Genomic DNA, 21,001 nt, shown 5'->3' with positions numbered 1-21,001 from the left:
GAAAAATCGTCTCGTTGCGAAAATTTTTCCTTACGCCTCGGCGACGTCGTCAAGGCGCAGGCGCACGCGCGCGCGACCGTTCCAATGCGACAGTTCAAGCTTGCCCGCGACATGAAAGCGACGCCCCCGCGCGCCAAGCAATGCGGGACCGAGCGGGCCCTCCATCGCCCCCCAAGCCACCGCCTCAAGCGGTTTCTGACCCGCCGCACGGAAACCGGCACGCAGATGCGTTGTGCCCATCATGGCCGCGCTGTCGAGAATCAGGTCCGCGAAGGCGTAGCGCGGCGCAGGTGCGGCCTGGCCGAACGGACCCGCCTGATCGATCAGTTCCATCAGTTCCGGCGTTGCGGCGGCGGGTTCCATCAAACCGGATATCCGGAGATCCCCGGTCCCGCTGCGCCCAGACAGCTCTGGCGCGATCAACTCTGCCAGTCGCGACATGGCGACGGCGATGCCCGCCTCGGCGACGGTCAGGCCGGCGGCCATGCGATGTCCGCCCCCCTTTTCGATCAATCCTTCGGCCGCAAGGCGATGCACGGCATGGCCCAGATCAACGCCCGGAACCGAACGTGCAGAGCCCTTGCCGATCCCCCGCTCGACGCCGATCACCACCGAGGGGAGACCTGTCCGTTCCTTCACGCGCGCAGCTACGATGCCGACGACGCCCGGATGCCAGCCATCGCCAACCGCCCATGAAAGCGCGGTATCGCCACGTGCTTCGACCTGCGACAGCGCCTCATCGCGGACGGCGGCCTCGATCTCGCGCCGCTCGCGGTTCAATTCGTCAAGCGCCTCGGCCAGCCGGCGCGCCTCGGTCGGGTCGGCGCTGGCGAGGCAGCGGGCACCCAGATCTGCGCGCCCGACACGCCCGCCCGCATTGACGCGCGGACCGAGCATGAACCCGAGATGGAAACTGGTGGGTGCCGTGTCCAGACGCGCGACATCGGAAAGGGCGACCAGACCCGGACGCTGGCGGCGCGCCATGATGGCCAATCCCTGCCGCACGAAGGCCCGGTTTACCCCGATGAGCGGCGCGACATCAGCAACCGTCGCCAGCGCCACCAGATCCAGTAGCGGCAGCAGCGCAGGTTCGGGCAGCTTCTGTTCACGCAAAACGCGGCCTGCCTGCACCAGCGTCAGAAAGACCACGCCCGCGGCGCAAAGATGGCCGAGCGCACCATCCTCGTCCTGACGGTTCGGGTTCACCACGGCCAGAACCGGCGGCAGGGTTTCGCCGCCAAGATGGTGGTCAAGCACGACGATATCCGCGTCTTTCCCGGCGGCAAGTGCGTCGTGTGAAAGTGTGCCGCAATCGACACAGACGATCAGGTCGTGATCCTTGGCCAGCGCCTCGATAGCGGGGGCGTTGGGACCATATCCCTCGTCAATGCGATCGGGGATATACAATGTCGCGTCGCGCCCCTGCTGACGCAGCCAGTCGATCAGCAGGGCCGCCGACGACCCGCCATCAACATCGTAATCGGCAAAAATCGCGATGCGTTCGCGGTTTGTCACTGCGGCCACCAGCCGTTCTGCCGCCCGCGCCATGTCGCGCAGCGACAGAGGATCGGGCAGCATCTCGCGCAGGGTCGGGGACAGAAAGCCGGGCGCGTCTTCTGCCTCGACGCCACGCTCGGCCAGAATGCGCGCAACAGGCAAGGGCAGGTCAGTCACCTGCGCAAGTGCCTCTGCCCGACGGTTCACGTCATCGTCCGGGCCGGCCCAACGGCGACCGGTCAGCGAGTTCTCGACATTGAGGAAAGCGGCGCGATCTGACATGGCAGGGTTCTGCGACAGTGCCGCGCCGCTTGCAAGCCGCTTACCTGATCGGGTTGCGATAGATCATCCGGCGCACCGACCCGGTTTTCGAGCGCATGAGGATCGTCTCGGTTTCCAGAAACTTAGGTTCGCGCTTGACGCCGCGCACGATGGAGCCGTTGGTGACGCCCGTGGCCGAGAAGATCACGTCCGCTGTCACCATATCGTCGCGCGAATAGATGCGGTTGAAATCGGTGATGCCGGCCTTCTTCGCGCGGCCGCGTTCGTCATCGTTGCGAAACAAAAGGCGACCCCACATCTGGCCACCCATGCATTTCAGCGCCGATGCAGCCAGAACGCCTTCAGGCGCGCCGCCCGCACCCATATACATGTCGATGCCGGTCAGCTCCGGCTCGGCGCAATGCATCACGCCGGCAACGTCACCGTCGGTAATCAGGCGGATTGCCGCACCCGTCGCGCGGACTTCGGCGATCAGGTCTTCGTGGCGAGGGCGTTCCAGAATGCAGACAGTGATGTCCGAAGGCTTGACGCCCTGCGCCTTTGCAAGCGCCTCGACCCGCTCGGTCGGGGTCATGTCCAGACTGACGACATCCTTGTCATAGCCCGGCCCGATCGCCAGTTTGTCCATATAGACGTCAGGGGCGTGCAGCAGTGTGCCGCGCGGGGCCATGGCGATCACGGTCAGCGCGTTCGGCATGTCCTTCGCCGTCAAGGTTGTGCCTTCCAGCGGGTCGAGCGCGATGTCGACCTCTGGCCCGGTGCCGCTGCCGACCTCTTCGCCGATGAACAGCATCGGGGCCTCGTCCCGTTCGCCTTCGCCAATGACCACAACGCCCTTAATGTCCAGCTTGTTCAACTGTTCGCGCATGGCGTTGACTGCAGCCTGATCGGCCGCCTTTTCGTCGCCCCGGCCGATCAGCGTGGCCGACGCATGGGCCGCAGCCTCTGATACGCGGGCCAAGCCCAGTGAAAGCATGCGGTCGTTGAAATCCGTCTTGTCGGGCATGGCGAGGTCCTTTTGAAACTGATGTTACGGCTTGCATAGGCGCGCACCCTGACTGGGGCAAGACTGGGGGCGCTAACGTCATGTGATTGCGCAAGCATGTCCGGCCCTTGGCAGCGCCGCCACGATGGTCTAAGTCTGCGCCATGTTCGTAAGCTGCACCATCTGCTGCATTATCCGCTGACGCATTACGTGCGGGGCTGAATGCTGCAAGCAGGTCCCGCCAGGGGGACTTCATGGTCGAAATCAGCCTGACCAACACGCGCACCCGGACGAAGGAACGGTTCGAGCCGATCGATCCGAAGAACGTCCGCGTCTATGCCTGCGGCCCGACCGTCTATGATCGCGCCCATCTGGGCAATGCGCGGCCTGTCGTCGTGTTTGACGTGCTGTTCAGGCTGCTTCGGCATGTTTATGGCGAAGACGCAGTGACTTACGTCAGAAACTTCACCGATGTGGATGACAAGATCAACGCCCGCGCCGCTGAAACGGGCCGCCCGATCCGCGAGATTACCGAGGAAACCATCGGCTGGTATCACGACGATATGGACGCGCTTGGGGCGCTGCGGCCGATGCACGAGCCGCGCGCGACAGATTACATCGGGCAGATGATCGCCATGATCGAAGACCTGATCAGAAAGGGCTTTGCCTATGAGGCCGAAGGGCATGTCCTGTTCGACGTCCGCAAGTTCCCCGAATACGGCAAGCTGTCGGGCCGCTCGCTGGACGACATGATTGCCGGCGCGCGGGTCGAGGTTGCGCCCTATAAGCGCGATCCAATGGATTTCGTGTTGTGGAAGCCTTCAACGGACGATCAACCGGGCTGGGATTCTCCTTGGGGTTATGGGCGTCCCGGCTGGCATATCGAGTGTTCGGCCATGTCGGCGGAACTGCTGGGCGATGTCTTCGACATCCATGCCGGCGGGATTGACCTGCAATTCCCCCATCACGAAAACGAAATCGCCCAAAGCCGCTGCGCCCATGGCACCGAGGTCATGGCGAAGACCTGGCTGCATAACGAGATGCTGCAGGTCGAGGGCAAGAAAATGTCCAAGTCTTTGGGCAATTTCTTCACCGTGCGCGATTTGCTGGATCAGGGCATTCCGGGCGAGGTGATCCGCTTTGTCCTGTTGATGACGCACTATCGCAAGCCGATGGACTGGACGGCGGAGAAGGTTCGCGAGGCAGAGTCAACTCTGCGCAAGTGGCGCGGCCTGACGGAGGGTATTGAGCCCGCCGCCAGCCCGGCACCCGCCGTCATCGCAGCGCTTGCAGATGACCTGAGCACAGCCGGTGCGATTGCGGCCTTACATGACCTGGCTCGGGCCGGGGATGCGGCGAGTTTGAAGGCGTCCGCTCAATTTATCGGACTGCTTGGTGATACAGCCGGTGATTGGGATAACAGAAAAAGTCACCGGGTCAGTGCAGCCTTGTTGCGCTTAATCGAGTTGAGAACTCAGTCCAGGAATCTGAAAGACTATGCCACTGCCGATGCAATTCGTGACGGCCTAGGTGAAGCAGGAGTGCAGATCGTGGACGCTGAGAATGGTCCGCATGTGCAGTCAGATGTTTTGCGGTTAATCGAATGGGGGAAGAGGGCCGGTTTGATTACAGGACTACACTCTAAGCTCGGAGCGCCTGACCACCTAGAATATCAAATATACGATGCGATCTCTCGTGAGGTGCTTGCGAAGATTGAGTCATCTGGAAGTGATCAATGACTGACCGCCTCTACCTCTACGACACCACGCTTCGCGACGGCCAGCAGACGCAGGGCGTTCAGTTCTCTGCCAGCGAGAAGACCGAGATTGCGAACATGCTCGACGCGCTCGGCGTTGATTATATCGAAGGCGGCTGGCCCGGCGCGAACCCGACCGATAGCGAGTTTTTCGATCATGCGCCGAAGACGCGCGCCAAGCTGACGGCGTTCGGGATGACCAAGCGGGCAGGGCGCTCGGCGGGCAATGATGATGTGCTGGCGGCGGTGCTGAATGCGGGCACCGACAGCGTCTGTCTGGTCGGCAAGACCCATGATTTCCACGTACACGAGGCGCTCGGCATCTCGCTGGACGAGAACCGAGAGAATATCTCCGCTTCGATCGCCCATATCGTCAGCCTCGGGCGCGAGGCGCTTTTCGATGCCGAACATTTCTTCGACGGCTGGGCGGCGAACCGCGATTATGCGCTTTCCTGCCTGATCGCGGCGCGGGATGCGGGCGCGCGCTGGATCGTGCTGTGCGACACCAATGGCGGCACGCTGCCGCACGAGATCGAGGCGATTGTGGGAGAGGTCATTGCCGCCGGCATTCCCGGCGACCGGCTTGGCATTCACACCCATGACGATACCGGCATGGCGGTCGCGGGCAGCCTTGCCGCAATCCGGGCCGGGGTGCGGCAGGTGCAGGGCACGCTGAACGGTCTGGGCGAACGCTGCGGAAATGCCAACCTGACGACCCTGATCGCGACGCTGGCGCTGAAGCCGGAACTCGCGGCGTTGGTGCCGCAGATCACCAATGCTGCGCTGAAGTCGCTGACGCAGACCTCGCGTCGGTTGGACGAGATTCTGAACCGCGCGCCGGCGATCAACGCGCCCTATGTCGGGCCGTCGGCATTCGCGCATAAGGCAGGGCTACATGCCAGCGCCATCGTCAAAAATCCAACGACATATGAACATGTTGCGCCCGATACCGTAGGTAACGCCCGTGTTATCCCCATGTCCAATCAGGCCGGCCAGTCGAACCTGCGCGCGCGCCTGCGCGATGCCGGGCTGGACATTCCCGAAGGTGCCGATCTGGCCGCGATCCTGACCGATGTGAAATCGCGCGAGGATCAGGGCTTTGCCTATGACGTGGCGCAGGCCAGCTTTGAACTGTTGGCCCGGCGTCACCTGAACCAGCTGCCCCGCTTTTTCGATGTCGAACGCTATCGCGTCATCGTCGAACGCCGCCGCAACGCGCTTGGCGAACAGATTTCCGCTTCGGAAGCGGTGGTGGTCGTCCAGCTTCGCGGACAACAGGTGATGTCGGTCAGCGAATCGCATGGCCAGGCGAATGGAGAGGATCGGGGCGCGGTCAATGCGCTGTGGAACGCGCTTGGCAAGGATCTGGGGCCATATCAGGCCAGCATTGACGACACGCATCTGGTGGATTTCCGGGTCCGCATCACCGGCGGCGGGGTCGAGGCAGTGACCCGCGTGACCATTGATTTTGAAGACGGGCAGGGCCAGCGATGGTCCACTGTGGGTGTCTCGCCAAACCTTGTTGATGCCAGTTTCGAGGCGCTGCAGGACGGTATTATCTGGAAGCTGATCCGCGACGGTGCAACCCCGTGACGCCCGACCATTGCGCGGGCCTGCTGCAAAAGGCCGACCCCGATCGCTTTGCCAGCGTGATGGCCGCGCAGCCGGGCGATCGCGCCAAGCTTGCAACGCTCTATGCTGCCAATCTGGAAATCGCCCAAGCGGCGCTGAGTTCGAAAGAACCGCTTGTCTCAGAAATGCGGCTGCAATGGTGGGCCGACCAGATTGACCGCATGCAGAGGTCGCAGATTCCCGACAAGCACCCTGTTGCGTTGCCGCTGGCAAATAGCTGGGGGGCGGACGTCGCACCTCTTGCCGATCTGATCGAGGCGCGGCGTCGCGACGCGCTGCGCGAGCCGTTCGAGACGGAAGCCGAGGTTCTTGCCCATATAGATGGCTGTACCGGCACGCTGATGCGGATGGCGGCGGCGGCATGTGGGCTTTTCGACCGTGATGAACTGCTGCGCGATCAGTCGCGCGGTGCCGGGCTTGCGGCGTGGCTTTCGGCCTATCCGCGGCTGCGCTCGCTCAATCTTGGTGTGTTTGGCGACCGTTCCGATCTGCTGAAAGGCCTTGCCGGGCAGGGTATCGCGGCGCTGGATGCGGCAAAAGCTGCCGAAGATGTCCCGCGCCGGGCAGCCCCCGCACTGTTCGCCGGTGCAGGGGCGCGGTCGAAATTGAACGCAGCAAAGGCCGGTGAAGCCGCAGAAGTTTCCAGGTTTTCCCGGAATCTGGCGTATCTGCGTCTGGCTGTTCTGGGCCATTGGCGCGGCTGACCTGCATTAAACAAATATTCATCCGTTTCTGGCAGTTTCGATCCGTCGCCGGGAAGGAGGAGACATGCAAGCTACTCATGTCGCGCTGTCGGGAACGGCCGCTGAATGACCCCTGTCCGTGTTCTCATCATTGATGATTCCGCGACCATGCGCCGGCTCATTCAGATGCGGTTGCGCAGCGATTCGCGGATCGAGGTGGTCGGCGAAGCGTCCAACACCTTCGAAGCAAAAGCTGCTATCGATATTCTTGCGCCGGATGTGCTGACGCTGGATGTTGAAATGCCCGGCCAGTCTGGACTGGATTTTCTGGTCGAAATGATGCGGAAGAAGCCGATGCCGGTCATTATGATCTCGTCGGAAACGCAGAGGGGCAGCACTGCTGCGCTTGAGGCCTTGTCGCGAGGTGCTGTGGACTGTCTTGGCAAGCCACGGGTCGGCGACAGCGTCAGTGCATTCGCCGATCTGCCGGGCCTTGTCATCGCCGCCTCGACCGCGAGGCTGCTGAGCGGCAGACCGGTCCCCGCAGTTCCCGCGCCAGCGGCGATGCGTCGCTTTGAGTGGAGCAGGAAGATCGTGCTGATCGGCGCATCGACAGGCGGGGTCGATGCGCTTGAAACAATTTTCGCGCGAATGCCGGAAAACTGCCCGCCGACGCTGGTAACGCAGCACATGCCGTCGGGCTTCTTGGCAAAATTCGCGCAGCGCATGAACGCGCGCTACGCGCCCGAAATCCGTCTGGCGGAAAACAACGCCCCGCTTCAGCAGGGAACAATACAGATCGCGCCTGGCGGGGACTTTCACCTTTGTATTTCCACCGGGCTGCGCCAGCGCTGCCTGCTGACGGCATCGGAAAAGGTTCACGGGCACCGCCCTTCGGTCGATGTGCTGTTCGATTCGGCGCGTCCCATTGCCGACCGCATCGTCGCGGTTCTGCTGACCGGCATGGGGCAGGACGGCGCGCAGGGAATGCTGAACTTGCGCCGCGCCGGTGCGATATGTCTGGCACAGGACGAAGAAAGCTCTGTCGTGTGGGGCATGCCGCGCACCGCCTGGCAAAACGGCGGCGCCGAACGGCTGGTGTCGCTGAATGCAATGGCAGCCGAACTTCTGGCCGCGACCGAACTGACCATGCGGCGCGACCGCGCGCTGCCCTGACAGGACCTGATCGGATAAGTTCGGGCCGCGCTGACGCGGCACAACCATGATAGCCACTCGGCGCGCGGGCAGGTCGCATGCCGCAACTGCCCCGCCTGCAGATGCGTGGACTATGTTGGATCGCGCGCCGGATGCGGGGGTGCCACGCCTGCGTTGTCACAAACGCGACGGTCCAACGCCGCGTGGCCCTTGCGGTCATGCGCATCGAAATGCAATTGCCCTTTGCACGCAGATGCTTGGCACGCCTCGTCACGGCGGTATCGGTGCTGCGCGCTGTTGCGGCCACTTGTGTCGCCCGGCATAAACTTGTGCTGCCCGAATCGGGCGAAAGCAGGAAGGTGCAGCCTATGCAGTATGAAAAGCCGGGACCCGTCGAGCAAGATTGGTCAGACGCGATTTCTGGCATCGAAGAAATCATCGACGATGCCCGCAATGGCCGCATGTTCATTCTGGTGGACCACGAGGATCGCGAGAATGAAGGCGACCTCGTGATTCCGGCGCAGATGGCGACACCCGATGCGATCAACTTCATGGCGACTTACGGCCGCGGGCTGATCTGCCTCGCGTTGCCGGGCGCGCGGATCGACGCACTCGGCCTGACCCTGATGTCGCCCAAGAATTCCAGCCGTCACGAGACTGCCTTCACCATGTCGATCGAAGCGCGAGAAGGGGTGACCACGGGGATATCGGCCCATGACCGGGCGCGCACGATTTCTGTGGCGATCGACCCGACCAAGGGTGCGCCCGACATCGCGACGCCGGGTCATGTCTTCCCGCTGCGCGCCCGCGAAGGCGGGGTGCTGGTGCGCGCCGGCCATACCGAGGCCGCAGTCGATGTTGCCCGCCTTGCCGGGCTGAATGCGTCGGGCGTAATCTGCGAGATCATGAACGAGGACGGCACAATGGCGCGCCTGCCCGATCTGGTCGCCTTCGCACAGAAGCACGGGCTGAAGATCGGCACCATCAGCGATCTGATCGCCTATCGCCGCCGCCATGACAACCTGATCGCCGAACGCGCACAGCGGCCTGTGAAATCGGTCTATGGTGGCGACTGGATGATGCGCGTCTTTGCGGATGAAACGCATGGCGCAGAACATATCGTGCTGTCGAAGGGCGATCTTAGCGCGGCGGGCCCGGTCATGGTGCGGATGCATGCGCTCGATCCGATGCATGATGTGTTGGGGATCGACCGCGCCGGCGAGCTGCCTGACGCCATGCGCATGATCGAGAGAGAGGGACGGGGCGCGGTCGTTCTGATCCGCGACCTCAACAAGACCCTCGCGCTGCAAGGCGAGCAAAGCCCCCATACGCTGCGCCAATACGGGCTCGGCGCACAGATCCTTTCGTCACTCGGCCTGCACGAGCTGATCCTTCTGACCAATTCGGCGCCGCTGAAGGTGGTCGGGCTTGACGCTTACGGACTGTCCATCGCCGAAACCCGTCCCATCGTGAAGGAATAAGACATGGCCGGCATTTCCCATTACCAGCTTCCGTTGCCGCATTTCGACGTAGCGCCGCGCCTGCTGATCGTGGTCTCTCCCTATTACCGGGAGATTGCCGACGGGCTGATCGCGGGTGCGCGCGCTGTCGCGGAAGATGCCGGCGCCGTACTGGATATAATCGAGGTTCCGGGGGCGCTTGAAATCCCAACCGCAATCGGGCTGGCAGCGCGCAGCGGTCGTTTCGACGGATTCGTGGCGCTTGGCTGCGTGATCCGGGGCGAGACGACGCATTATGATACGGTCTGCAATGACAGCTCTCGCGGGCTTACGCTGCTCGGGCTTGAAGGCATCGCAATCGGCAACGGCATCCTCACGGTCGAGAACGAGGCGCAGGCAGAGGTCCGCGCAGATCCCGTTGGTCAGAACAAGGGCGGCGGGGCCGCCGCTGCGGCCTTGCATCTTGTGGCATTGTCGCGCAAATACGCCCCCACCCGCGCGGACCGGTCGCCCAAGGCCGATGATCGCGATCCGATCAGACTGGCGGGACGACTGGAAGGACCAAGCGGCGCATGATGAGCCAAGACCGACAGGACAAACGCCGTCAACGCAGCACGGCCGCGCGACTTTATGCCGTGCAGGCGCTGTTCCAGATGGAGGCGTCGGGCCAGTCTGCCGATCGCGTCAGGCAGGAATTCGAAGACTGGCGCATCGGGGTCGAGAACGAGGGCGAGATGTCGCCCGAGGCTGACGAGGCGCTGTTCTCGCGCATACTCGACGATGCGGTAACCTGGCAGGGGCGCATCGACCAGATGACGGACCGCGCCCTTGTCGCCCGCTGGCCGATTGCGCGGATTGATCCGGTTCTGCGCGCGCTTTTCAGGGCGGCCGGGGCCGAGCTTGTGGCCGCAAAAGCGCCGCCGCGCGTCGTCATCAGCCAGTATGTCGGCATCGCGAACGCGTTCTTTACCGAAGGGCCAGAGACGAAATTCGTGAACGCCGTGCTCGATCACATTGCGCGCGAGGCAGCGCCCGGCGCCCTCGGGTAAATTACGGCCGGCGTAAGCCATTCGCGAGAAATAACCCTATGCTCACACTATCCAGGTGTTAGACTGGCGTTGCCCTCGTGGAGAGCGATGATGCCAAGACTTGTCCGTCTCTACATCTTCAATGTCGCCTTCGGCTTTGTGCTGGCCGTGCTGTTCACGGCAGCGCTGCTCGCCCTCGACATCGGCCACCTGCGCCATCTCGTGTTCTCGACTTCGGCTGGCTGGCTGGCGGCGCTTCTGCTGGTTTTCTTTCACACGCTGCTTTTCGCGGGTGTCCAGTTCGGGATTGCGATCATGCGTCTGGCCGAAGACCAGTCCGGGCCGCCGAGGGGCAACGCGAAAACGCTTATCGATTCGGCCCGGCCTGCATCCTGCGCCGCGATCGCACGAAAGCGCTGAACTTCGGCGCGATTCTGCGTGACCGGCCATCTGTCGGGAAACACGACGAAATCACCAGAAACATGCGGAAACCCAAGCCACGGCATTACGCACCGCCTTGTTGCAATCATGCAACGTCTCGATCACAGATTCTGCCCATCTGTTACCGTTCTGTAACCCATTTTCGCGTCGCTGTGATTACAGTCTGATGTTGTCTGACGAAAATTTCGTTAGCGCAATCGACGGAAACGAAAGCGTTTTCGAACCACGCAGCTGCGCGCAAACCTGTCGATTTGGATAGGTTCCATCTCAAATTCTCACGAATTCGCGACTGCACCCGATGGGCCTGCGGCACTGGAACCTCGGGGGGGAGGGGTCTAGTTCATCCCTCAGAAATGGCGGCGCGCAGAAAAGGCGCATCAATATCCGCCATGATTGGATGAGGATGAAACCATGAAAGCAGTTGCTCTTCTGTTTGGCGCCACCGCCATCGCGACCGCGTTTTCGGTCCCGGCATTCGCGCAGACCGAAATCGCGACCGGCGCTGATGCGACCGGTGTGAGCCAGGTCAATGACCGCATTGATGACATTCAGGAAGCCGTTGAAGACGACTTCTCGCGTTCGAACGACGCAGACCGCTTCGGTCCGCAAGATCGTCGTCAGGGCCTGTTCGGCGGCGTTTCGGCCACCTATGCCGGTTCGTCCGGGAACGACGAAAGCCAGGACTTCGCACTTGCTGGTCGTCTGGCCTATAACCAGGGCCAGTTCGCACAGTCGGTTGGCATCGGCATGGAATTCGGTGAAGACACCGATGGCGACAAGGATCAGGAAGAAGTCTACGCGATCTATGACGCGCAGTATTACTTCAACGACCGCTTCTATGCCTTCGCTCTGGGCCGTATCAACCAGGACGGCATGGTCAGCGAGGAACTGGACGACCTGAACGACGGTCTGCTTGACGCTGATGAGATCACCGATCTGGAAGGCCGCAAGAAGCGTGACGCGTTCCTCGGCTTCGGTCCGGGTTACCGCATCCTGAACACCCCGGATACGACCTGGCGCGTTCAGGCTGGTGTTGGCGTTCGCTACACTCAGGCTGTTGACTATGACGAAGCCGACAACCTGCGTTCGGATACCGAAACCGGTTACATCGTGTCGTCGCGGTTCTACCACCGCTTCAACGAAAACATTTTCGTCACGAACGACACCGACTACCTGACCTCGGACGAGGCCGGTGACGAGATCACCAACGAACTCGGCGTCAACTTCAAGATGTCGGACCAGCTGGCGACCCGCGTTTCCTATGCGACCGAGTATCAGGAAAACCGCGAAATCCGCACCGACAACACCCTGGGCGTTTCGCTGGTTTACGGGTTCTGATCCCTCTGAACCCTCTCTCGAGAAAGGGCGACCTCCGGGTCGCCCTTTTTTCGTTCAGATCATGATTTTTATTCTGGTCGTGGGGCCATGAAAAAAGCCGCCCCAATATGGGACGGCTTGTGGCGGGAACCGCAGCGACCGTGGGCGCACAGGTTTTCCCGAAAGCCTGGAGTACCAGGTGGGCGCCGGGTAACATGACCAGGGCCATGACAGAGCCAGCTCCCATCGAGAAATTATAGGCCAGTGGAAAAAATGGCCCACACGCGAAGAGCAGAAACCCGCCGGGCATCAGAGATAGTCGCGCGTCGCGGGCCTTTCAAGGGGGGGAGACAGTCGTGGGATTGTCAAATGTTTCTGGTTTGTTCATATTGTCGCCATGACCGTCGATCCCTTCCTGCCCGACCAGCCCGGCTTTCGCCTTGCGCGTGGCGTTGCCCGCATGCTGCGCAGCTTCGATCATGCGGTGCTGTGTGAATTCGTGCCCGCGCGTGGGCTGCGTGTCGATGTCATATCCATCTCGCCGGGCGGCGAGATCTGGATCGTTGAATGCAAAAGCTGCCGTGCGGATTTTGTGCAGGACCGCAAATGGCAGAACTATCTGGAATGGAGCGATCGTTTCTTCTGGGCGGTCGATCTGGACTTCCCCGACACCCTGCTTCCGCCGGATACCGGCCTGATCCGCGCCGATGCCTATGGCGCAGAAATCGTGCGTGAGTCGCCGCTGACAAAAATGGCAGGCGCGCGCCGGGCGAGGTTGATCCGTGATATTGCGCGTGTGGCGTCAATCCGGCTGCAGGCGCTGCGTGATCCGCAAGCGGGCGAGGCGTCGCTGCCTTAGCGTCGGGGCTTGCCCTTCTTGCCACCGCTCTTGCCCATATCGCGGGCGACCTCAGCGGCTGCGAGCAATTCCTCGGCGATTTCGGCAGCTTCCTCGGGGTCGAAATCAAGCGGCAGGTCGATCCCCTCACCTTCGAGATAGATCCGCACCATGCCCTGATCGGTCGGCCCGATCTGAAGATTGGCGGTAATATCGCTTTCGCTGTTGATGCCCATGGCTTTTCCCTTTTTTCCTGTCCTATCGCGGCTGCAAATTTGCGGCAAGAGCGGGCTTGATCCTCTTGCATCCTCGACCGGCTGGCGCTAAACGACGCAGACCGTGCCGCCTTAGCTCAGTTGGTTAGAGCGCTGGATTGTGGATCCAGAGGTCCCCCGTTCAAGCCGGGGAGGCGGTACCACCCTTCCTTAACATATTGTGCGCCCAGTGCTGCTCTCGTGGCGGTTTTTAGCATTTATCATGCTGCGGCTCGGAACGTTGGGGGGAGGCCGTGCGTTCTGATGCTGACATCGACCGATGCATTAAGGAGAGCCACTATGGCCAAGAATGATTATACCGCAGACGAACTGAAATCCGACCTTCAGTCGGGCGCCCGTGAAGCCGCCGATACCGCGCGCGCCAAAGGCGAACAGATTGCGGACAAGGCGCAGGATCTGGCGAACACCGCCCGCGACAAGGTCAACGAAGCTGCGGGCAACGCCCGTGAACTCGGCCATGAATATGCCGAAGCTGCACGTGACGAAGCCCGTCGTCTGTACCGCGCGGGCGAGCGTCGTGCCGGTGAAGTCCGCGAATATGCGGAAGAATACTATGACGAAATGTCCGATATGGTACGGCGCAACCCGGCGCAGGCGCTCGGCATTGCGGCTGGCGTCGGCTTTCTGGTGGGTCTGATCCTGGCCCGTCGTTAAGCCATGTTCGACTATGTCAACAAGCTTCAACTGGCGCTCGGTGACAAGGCGCGGCGGACCGGTCTTAAGGTTGGCGCGGGCGTTGTCGTCCTGATCGGTGCCGGCTTCCTTCTGGCCGCCCTGTGGAGCTGGCTGGCATGGAACCTGGAACTGGGTCCGGCAATTGCGTCGCTGATCATCGGGGGCGGTCTCGCGCTGATCGGGCTTATCCTTTGGTTGGCATCCGGTGCCGAAAGACATCCGATGCCGACCGGGTCCGAATTGAAAAGCGAGGTCGAAACCCGGCTGAGCGATGCGACAGACGCGGCCCTCGAAAAGGCGAAGTTCAAGGCTGAAGAGGCATTGGACAGCGCGCAGGCCCGTGTCGCCGGACTGTTTGGCGCGATCACAGGGACCGCCCGCAGCGCAAAGTCGAAAGCGGCGGACGGCGTGCACAGCTTCGCCGATAAGGCTAGCGATCTTGCGTCAAAGGCCAGCGACGTCGCGTCGGACGCCGCCCACAAGGTCGGACTGGACGAGCACACGCTGGACGATGCCAAGGAAAGCATCGACCGCGCGCTGAATTCCCGCGCTGCACCCGGTATCGGTGTGGCCGGTGCATTTGCGGTCGGGGTAGCGATTGCGTCGGCCCTGAAATCTCGTCGTCACGAGGAAGACTTCTACTACGACGATGACGATCTATACGACGAAGACTTCTACGCCTGACCTCGTTCAGACGGAAACGTGAAGGCCCGCCGATCCGGCGGGCCTTTATTCATTGGCTTCCGGGGCACGGGCGCAGGATGACCGCGTCGCCCGGCTCCGCGCCGATATCGCGGCAATCGTCCCCGTCGCACATCCGCCAGGCTGATGGGGTCGCGCCCGATGCCGCAAGCGCAAGTTGGGGCTGTGGCGGCAGGTTCGGACGCCAGACCCACCAGTCGCCTTCAAGCTTGGCATTTGGGCCCGGCTCCATCCCCGCGCCCGATCCCTTGACGGCCGCCTTCATCAGCCGCATTCCGTCCTGATTGACGATCCATGTCTCTCGCCACGCGACCTTCTCGACGGAATGCGTCCATTCCAGGGTGAAACGATCCCCGGTAAGCGCAAGTGCGACTGCGCCTATCAGAAGGCAGCTCATTTCCGGCCTCTCCACCAGATCAGGGCAACCACAAGGACGGTAAGCGCAAAGCCTATCTCGTCGGTCATCGGAAGCGCGGCAATCAGGGTAAACGCCGCCACGATGGCCAGAACACGCTCGAACAGATTAAGGCGATGCCCCATCCAGCCGACAACGGCCGTTCCCCAAAGACCGATGGAGATGGTGCATTTCAACACGATATAGGCCACCGCCAGCGGAAGCCCCATCGCGTCGGCCAGGGGGCCACCGGGTTGCAACATGAGGGCGGGCGTATAGACGGCCATATAGGGAATAACGAAGCCCGCTGCGGCGACTTTGATCGCCTCCAGACTGATTTTGAAACCGGATTCGCGCGCAATCGGGGCGGCGGCGAAGCAGGCAAGCGCAACCGGCGGCGTCAGGTCGGCGAGGATGCCAAAATAGAAGACAAACATGTGGCTGACAATCAGCGGCACCCCAAGCTCCAGAAGCGCAGGGGCCGCGATTGACGACGTGATGATGTAATTCGGGATCGTCGGGATGCCCATGCCCAGCACGATGCAGGTTATCATCGTCAGGATAAGAGAGAGCAGCAGCGAATTCTGCCCGACGCTGACTATGAAAATGCCAAAGGTGTTCGCGGCCCCGGTCAGCGTCATCGTTCCGATGATGACCCCGACAAGCGCACATGCGACGCCGACGGGCAGGGCGGTCTTGGCACCTTCGGCCAGGCTTTCGATCACCTGCCAGATGGTTGCGCGCCCGCCGTTATGAAAGACGCTGAGCGCAAGCAGAAGCCCGACCATTGCCCAAAGCAGGACCTCCTGACGATTATTCAGCAGATAGCCGACAATCAGCCCCAGCCCGATCCAGAAGATCGCGCGGATCACATTGTTCGGCATCCCGAGCATCAGCGAGGCACCGAGGATCAGCATGATCGTCAGCGCCAGGCCGACCGCGCCCGCGTAAAGCGGCGTGAAGCCGGAAAACAGCAGGAAGACCAGCACTGCCAGCGGCAGGATCAGATACCAGCCTTCGCGAAGCGCCCGGCTGGCCGAGGGAAGCTCGTCTTTTGCCATGCCGCGCAGCTCTCGCCTGCCGGCTTCAAGATGCACCATCCAGAATGCCGATGCGAAATAGAGGATCGCAGGCACGATTGCGGCGCGGACAACCTCGACATAGGCGACGCCAAGCGTTTCGGCCATGATGAAAGCCACTGCGCCCATGACGGGCGGCATGATCTGCCCGCCCATTGAAGCCGTCGCCTCGACCCCGCCGGCGAAGGCGGCGCGATAGCCGAAGCTTTTCATCAGCGGTATCGTGAACTGCCCGGTCGTCACCACATTTGCGACGCCAGAGCCGGAAATAGTGCCCATCAGCCCCGATGAAACGACGGAAACCTTGGCGGCACCACCCATCTTGTGACCCACCATTCCCAAGGAAACATCCGTGAACAGCTTGATCATACCGGCTTTTTCAAGAAACGCGCCAAACAGGATGAACAGGAAGATATACGTGGCGCTGACATAAAGCGGCGTGCCGTAGATGCCCTCGGTCCCGAAGGACATCTGTTCAACCACCTGTTCCAGCGCATATCCGCGCGTCTGCATGGCACCCGGAAAATACTGGCCGAACAGCGCGTAAATCAGGAATATGCCCGCAACCACGGGCAGGGCCGGCCCCATCACGACCCAGGCCGCGGCAAAGACCGCGACCAGCGTGGAGATGCCGATGACGGTGTCTATGCCGTTGATGTCGCCCGCGCGCATCATGAGCGGGACATATTCGATCCATTGATAGGCAGCGATCCCGACGCCGATCAGTCCCATGATCCAGGCGGCAATTTGCAGCGGCCTCGCGCCGCCGCGCAACAGTGTCAGCAGCGGAAACCCGAGCAGCAGCAGAAAGCCAAGGTGCACGGCGCGCTGGATCTGGCTGTTGAGGTTCAGAAGATGCGCGGCAGTTGCGATCTGATAGATTGAAAACGCAACCGCGATCCAGAACAGAAGCCGGCCCTGCAGGGACGGCGGAAAGCTTTCGGCGAGTGGATCGTGAATGCCAAGATCGGCTGTATCGGCCGGGTGGGTCTCGACGGTGGTCATATGTGGGCTTTCGACGGGAAAGGCTGGCCGGGCAGACGCGCTGCCCGGCCCTGCGAGATCATTCGGCCTTTACGCCGACTTCGTCATAGTATTTCTGCGCGCCGGGATGCACCGGGATCGGCATGCCCTGAAGCGCCTTCTGCACATCAATCGCATTGGCGGCAGCGTGCGCCGCCTTCATCTCGTCGAGATGTTCGAACATCGACTTGGTCATCATATAGGCCGCGTCGTCGCTGACCGCGTCCGAGCTGACCAGATAGTTGATGACGGCAACGGTCGGCACTGTATCGGTCTGACCCTCATAGGTGCCGCCGGGAATTTCGCCGGCGATATAGGGGGCGCCAAGCGTCTCGGCGACATCGGCGGGCACGGCAACAACGCTGATCGGAATCGAGGTCGAAAGATCCTTCAACGAGGCAACGCCAAGGCCAGCCGATTGCAGCGTGGCATCAAGCTGGCGGTTCTTCATCAGCTCGACCGATTCCGCGAAGGGCAGATATTCGACCTTGCCGAGATCATCATAGCTCATCCCGGCCGCTTCAAGGATTGCACGCGCGTTGAGTTCAGTCCCGGATTTCGGCGCGCCGACCGATACCGACTTGCCTTTCAGGTCGGCCAGCGTCTTGATGCCCGACTCTTCGCTGGCAACGATCTGGATATAGTTCGGATAGATCGCGGCGATCCCGCGAAGTTTGTCAAGCGGGGCGGGAAAGCCCGCATCGGCATTTCCTTCGGCCGCAAGCTTCACGGAATCGCCAAGCGAAAAGCCGACCTCGCCCTTGCCCTGTTGCAGCAGGTTAAGGTTTTCGACCGAGGCCTTGGTCGACTGCACCTGAACCTTCGCGTCCGGCATCGCCTCGGTATAGATTTTAGACAGTGCGACGCCCATCGGATAGTAGACGCCCGAAGTGCCGCCCGTCAGCACATTGATGAATTCGGCAGCACTGGCACCCAACGGCGCAGCCGCCAGCGAAAGCCCGATCGCGGCGGCGGACAGGCGATTGAATATGGTCATTGTTATTCCTCCCAGTGGTCTTTTTGACTTGGGTCACGTTAGGCAGGAAATCGGCTGGCGTCAAAAGGAAAGCCCCGCGGCAAGGCGGGGCTTCTGGAAGCTTCATCGTCAAATAAGTATAACGATATCAGCCGTTTGCTTCACGTATCTTCTCGGCGGCTTCCTTGTTGTAAGGAACCTCGGTTTTATCGAAAAGCTGATCCAGCTCACCCGAAAGGGTCATCTCGGTGACAATATCGCAACCGCCCACGAACTCACCCTTTACATAAAGCTGCGGGATGGTGGGCCAGTCCGAATATTCCTTGATACCCTGGCGGATCGCTTCGTCGGCGAGCACGTTCACGTCGCGATAAGCTACACCCATATAGTTCAGCACGCCGGCAACCCGGCTGGAAAAACCGCATTGCGGCATTTCCTTCGTGCCTTTCATGAACAGCACGACCTCGTTTTCGTCCAGTGCCTGCTGGATCTGACTGCGCGCGTCGGTCATTTCAACTTCCTCAATCTGGGGCTTTGGTGGTCAGGGCAAGCGCGTGCAGTTGCCCGCTGGGACCATCCATTTTGCCATTCAGCGCCGCATATACGGCACGCTGCTGCTGCACACGGTTCAGGCCACGAAAGGATTCGTCGATGACCTCTGCCGCGAAGTGATTCCCGTCTCCGGCAAGATCGGTAATGGTGATCTGCGCGTCCGGGAACGCGGCACGGATAAGGGCTTCGATTTCGTGGGCTTCCATGGCCATTCAACAATCCTTTGGCTTTGATAGAAGATGTAGGGGATGGTCGCTGCTGCCGCAAGGGCCGGGCTGTCAGGTGCAAGGCCGCCAGACCGAAAACATAAGCGGAGTGCGCAAGAATTCGAGTGCCGCCCCGATGCGCAACAGCCATCGAGCGACACGTAAACCGGCGGTAAAACAGACTTACTCTGGCAGGACCCTGACCGCGCCCTTATCCGCACTTGCGGCAAAGGTCGCATATGCGCGCAGCGCCGTTGTCACATTGCGCTTGCGCTTCTCGGCCGGGTGCCAGCCGACCTCGTTCTGGTGCACACGGCGCGCCTCAAGCTCGTCTTCGTCAACGGCAAGGTTGATGGTGCGGTTCGGAATGTCGATCTCGATCAGGTCGCCGTCGCGGACAAGGCCGATCATGCCGCCCTGCGCCGCTTCGGGCGAGCAATGGCCGATAGATAGGCCCGACGTGCCGCCGGAAAACCGGCCATCGGTCACAAGCGCGCAGGCTTTGCCCAGGCCTTTTGATTTCAGATAGCTGGTCGGATACAGCATTTCCTGCATTCCCGGCCCGCCTTTCGGTCCTTCGTAGCGGATGACGACGACGTCGCCCTCCTTGACCTTGCCGGTCAGGATGCCGCTGACGGCTGCGTCCTGGCTTTCATAGACCACGGCGGGGCCGGCGAATTTCAGGATCGATTCATCGACGCCCGCCGTTTTCACGATACACCCATCAAGCGCGATATTGCCTTTCAGCACCGCCAGCCCGCCATCGGCCGAGAAAGGCGAATTGACGGAACGGATGACGCCGCCCTGACGGTCCAGATCCAGCGTCTCCCACCGCTGTGATTGCGAGAACGCGGTTTGCGTCGGCACACCGCCGGGCGCTGCGGAATAGAACTGGTGGACGGCGTCGTCCTGCGTCCGAGAGATATCCCACTGGTCAATCGCATCCCCCAGCGTCGCCGCATGAACAGTCGGGCTGTCGCGATGGATCAGCCCGCCGCGTTCCAGCTGGCCAAGGATCGCCATGATGCCGCCGGCGCGGTGGACGTCCTCCATATGCACATCCTGCTTCGCCGGTGCGACCTTCGACAGGCACGGCACCTTACGGGACAGCGCGTCGATATCGTCCATGTCGAAATCGATGCCGCCTTCATAAGCGGCGGCAAGGATATGCAGCACCGTATTCGTCGATCCGCCCATCGCAATATCCAGCGACATGGCGTTTTCGAACGCCTTCTTGTTGGCGACATTGCGCGGCAGGACGGATGTATCCTCCTGCTCGTAATAGCGCTTTGCCAGCCCGACGATGCGCTGACCGGCCTCCTCGAACAAGCGCTGGCGGTCGGCATGGGTGGCAAGGGTAGAGCCATTGCCGGGCAGGGACAGGCCAAGAGCCTCGGTCAGGCAGTTCATCGAGTTGGCCGTGAACATGCCCGAACACGACCCGCAGGTCGGGCAGGCGGACCGTTCGATAGCGGCGACATCCTCATCGCTGACGCTGTCATCGGCGGCGGCGACCATCGCATCGACCAGATCCAGCGCGTGCATCTTTCCGTCTTTCAGCACGACCTTCCCGGCCTCCATCGGGCCGCCCGAGACGAAGATGGCCGGGATGTTCAGGCGCATCGCGGCGTTCAGCATGCCGGGCGTGATCTTGTCGCAGTTCGAGATGCAGACCATCGCATCCGCGCAATGGGCGTTGACCATATATTCGACGCTGTCGGCGATGATTTCGCGCGAGGGCAGGGAATACAGCATTCCGTCATGGCCCATGGCGATGCCATCATCGACGGCGATGGTGTTGAATTCCTTGGCGACGCCGCCGGCCTTCTCAACCTCTCGCGCGACCATCTGGCCCAGGTCTTTCAGGTGAACGTGGCCCGGCACGAACTGCGTGAAGCTGTTCACGATGGCGATAATCGGCTTGCCGAAATCGCCGTCCTTCATCCCCGTCGCGCGCCACAGACCGCGCGCGCCAGCCATATTGCGGCCATGGGTCGAGGTGCGGGAGCGATAGGCGGGCATGATGAATCCTTCCGTATGGCGAT

The 21,001-nt window shown here is 61.7% G+C and carries 21 protein-coding genes, 1 tRNA gene and 1 other RNA gene; 13 read left to right on the top strand and 10 right to left on the bottom strand.

Going from position 1 to position 21,001, the window contains the following annotated elements; genetic code table 11:
• Positions 1-30: 30 nt before the first annotated feature.
• Both recJ and glpX read right to left on the bottom strand, forming a co-directional pair.
• Positions 31-1,779, bottom strand: a complete 1,749-nt coding sequence (gene recJ, locus FQV27_RS02530; RefSeq protein WP_147096238.1) for a single-stranded-DNA-specific exonuclease RecJ — start codon at positions 1,777-1,779, stop codon at positions 31-33.
• Between the two features lie 40 nt (positions 1,780-1,819).
• Entirely contained in the window at positions 1,820-2,785 is a 966-nt protein-coding gene (glpX, locus tag FQV27_RS02525; protein ID WP_147096237.1) for a class II fructose-bisphosphatase, read from the bottom strand.
• A 233-nt stretch (positions 2,786-3,018) separates the two neighbouring features.
• Between glpX and cysS the strand changes: the two genes are divergently transcribed.
• The 9 genes from cysS (at position 3,019) to FQV27_RS02480 (ending at position 12,257) form a co-directional block, all read left to right on the top strand.
• Positions 3,019-4,503: a cysteine--tRNA ligase gene (gene cysS, locus FQV27_RS02520; protein ID WP_147096236.1), complete on the top strand. Its 1,485-nt coding sequence runs from the start codon at positions 3,019-3,021 to the stop codon at positions 4,501-4,503.
• A complete protein-coding gene (gene cimA, locus FQV27_RS02515) occupies positions 4,500-6,113 on the top strand; it encodes a citramalate synthase (RefSeq protein WP_147096235.1) in 1,614 nt (537 codons plus the stop codon). The genes cysS and cimA overlap by 4 nt, the downstream gene beginning before the upstream one ends.
• Positions 6,110-6,856 carry a squalene/phytoene synthase family protein gene (locus FQV27_RS02510; protein WP_147096234.1) on the top strand — a complete coding sequence of 249 codons (747 nt, stop codon included), beginning with the start codon at positions 6,110-6,112 and terminating at the stop codon, positions 6,854-6,856. The genes cimA and FQV27_RS02510 overlap by 4 nt, the downstream gene beginning before the upstream one ends.
• A gap of 105 nt (positions 6,857-6,961) precedes the next feature.
• Complete coding sequence (gene cheB, locus FQV27_RS02505) at positions 6,962-8,011, top strand: chemotaxis-specific protein-glutamate methyltransferase CheB (RefSeq protein ID WP_147096233.1); 1,050 nt, start codon at positions 6,962-6,964, stop codon at positions 8,009-8,011.
• A 347-nt stretch (positions 8,012-8,358) separates the two neighbouring features.
• Positions 8,359-9,471, top strand: coding sequence for a 3,4-dihydroxy-2-butanone-4-phosphate synthase (gene ribB, locus FQV27_RS02500; protein WP_147096232.1), 1,113 nt, complete (start codon positions 8,359-8,361; stop codon positions 9,469-9,471).
• 3 nt (positions 9,472-9,474) lie between these two features.
• Positions 9,475-10,026 (top strand): 6,7-dimethyl-8-ribityllumazine synthase, encoded by a 552-nt coding sequence (locus FQV27_RS02495; RefSeq protein ID WP_147096231.1) that lies wholly within the window; start codon positions 9,475-9,477, stop codon positions 10,024-10,026.
• Positions 10,026-10,499, top strand: coding sequence for a transcription antitermination factor NusB (nusB, locus tag FQV27_RS02490; RefSeq protein ID WP_246132971.1), 474 nt, complete (start codon positions 10,026-10,028; stop codon positions 10,497-10,499). The genes FQV27_RS02495 and nusB overlap by 1 nt, the downstream gene beginning before the upstream one ends.
• Positions 10,500-10,589: 90 nt before the next feature.
• Positions 10,590-10,898: a hypothetical protein gene (locus FQV27_RS02485; RefSeq protein WP_147096229.1), complete on the top strand. Its 309-nt coding sequence runs from the start codon at positions 10,590-10,592 to the stop codon at positions 10,896-10,898.
• 432 nt (positions 10,899-11,330) lie between these two features.
• Positions 11,331-12,257 (top strand): DUF481 domain-containing protein, encoded by a 927-nt coding sequence (locus FQV27_RS02480; RefSeq protein ID WP_147096228.1) that lies wholly within the window; start codon positions 11,331-11,333, stop codon positions 12,255-12,257.
• 122 nt (positions 12,258-12,379) lie between these two features.
• Here the strand turns inward: FQV27_RS02480 and ssrS are convergent.
• Positions 12,380-12,537: non-coding RNA, 6S RNA (gene ssrS, locus FQV27_RS02475), on the bottom strand.
• 96 nt (positions 12,538-12,633) lie between these two features.
• Between ssrS and FQV27_RS02470 the strand changes: the two genes are divergently transcribed.
• Positions 12,634-13,095 carry an MmcB family DNA repair protein gene (locus tag FQV27_RS02470; protein WP_147096227.1) on the top strand — a complete coding sequence of 154 codons (462 nt, stop codon included), beginning with the start codon at positions 12,634-12,636 and terminating at the stop codon, positions 13,093-13,095.
• Here FQV27_RS02470 and FQV27_RS02465 read toward each other — a convergent pair.
• Entirely contained in the window at positions 13,092-13,310 is a 219-nt protein-coding gene (locus FQV27_RS02465) for a DUF6324 family protein (protein ID WP_147096226.1), read from the bottom strand. The genes FQV27_RS02470 and FQV27_RS02465 overlap by 4 nt on opposite strands.
• 105 nt (positions 13,311-13,415) lie before the next feature.
• On the opposite strand from FQV27_RS02465, the gene FQV27_RS02460 reads away from it, so the two are divergent.
• From FQV27_RS02460 to FQV27_RS02450, 3 genes are all read left to right on the top strand, one after another.
• Positions 13,416-13,492: transfer RNA gene (locus FQV27_RS02460), tRNA-His, on the top strand.
• 136 nt (positions 13,493-13,628) lie between these two features.
• Positions 13,629-14,003 carry an ElaB/YgaM/YqjD family protein gene (locus tag FQV27_RS02455; RefSeq protein ID WP_147096225.1) on the top strand — a complete coding sequence of 125 codons (375 nt, stop codon included), beginning with the start codon at positions 13,629-13,631 and terminating at the stop codon, positions 14,001-14,003.
• Between the two features lie 3 nt (positions 14,004-14,006).
• Complete coding sequence (locus FQV27_RS02450) at positions 14,007-14,708, top strand: phage holin family protein (RefSeq protein ID WP_147096224.1); 702 nt, start codon at positions 14,007-14,009, stop codon at positions 14,706-14,708.
• Between the two features lie 49 nt (positions 14,709-14,757).
• Here the strand turns inward: FQV27_RS02450 and FQV27_RS02445 are convergent, their stop codons facing one another.
• The 6 genes from FQV27_RS02445 to ilvD all read right to left on the bottom strand — a co-directional run bounded on the left by FQV27_RS02445 (position 14,758) and on the right by ilvD (position 20,978).
• Positions 14,758-15,123, bottom strand: a complete 366-nt coding sequence (locus tag FQV27_RS02445) for a DUF1850 domain-containing protein (RefSeq protein ID WP_147096223.1) — start codon at positions 15,121-15,123, stop codon at positions 14,758-14,760.
• The gene (locus tag FQV27_RS02440; RefSeq protein ID WP_147096222.1) at positions 15,120-17,204 is read right to left on the bottom strand and encodes a TRAP transporter permease; all 2,085 of its coding nucleotides are present in this window, start codon (positions 17,202-17,204) and stop codon (positions 15,120-15,122) included. The genes FQV27_RS02445 and FQV27_RS02440 overlap by 4 nt, the downstream gene beginning before the upstream one ends.
• Positions 17,205-17,262: 58 nt before the next feature.
• A complete protein-coding gene (locus FQV27_RS02435; protein ID WP_147096221.1) occupies positions 17,263-18,219 on the bottom strand; it encodes a TAXI family TRAP transporter solute-binding subunit in 957 nt (318 codons plus the stop codon).
• A 127-nt stretch (positions 18,220-18,346) separates the two neighbouring features.
• A complete protein-coding gene (gene grxD, locus FQV27_RS02430) occupies positions 18,347-18,709 on the bottom strand; it encodes a Grx4 family monothiol glutaredoxin (protein ID WP_147096220.1) in 363 nt (120 codons plus the stop codon).
• Positions 18,710-18,719: 10 nt separating this feature from the next.
• Complete coding sequence (locus FQV27_RS02425) at positions 18,720-18,962, bottom strand: BolA family protein (protein ID WP_147096219.1); 243 nt, start codon at positions 18,960-18,962, stop codon at positions 18,720-18,722.
• Positions 18,963-19,139: 177 nt separating this feature from the next.
• Positions 19,140-20,978 carry a dihydroxy-acid dehydratase gene (gene ilvD / locus FQV27_RS02420; RefSeq protein WP_147096218.1) on the bottom strand — a complete coding sequence of 613 codons (1,839 nt, stop codon included), beginning with the start codon at positions 20,976-20,978 and terminating at the stop codon, positions 19,140-19,142.
• Between the last annotated feature and the right edge of the window lie 23 nt (positions 20,979-21,001).

It is taken from the genome of Paracoccus aurantiacus (assembly GCF_007993065.1).
Classification (GTDB): Bacteria; Pseudomonadota; Alphaproteobacteria; order Rhodobacterales; family Rhodobacteraceae; genus Paracoccus; species Paracoccus aurantiacus.
This window is presented reverse-complemented; position numbering and strand designations above follow the sequence as displayed.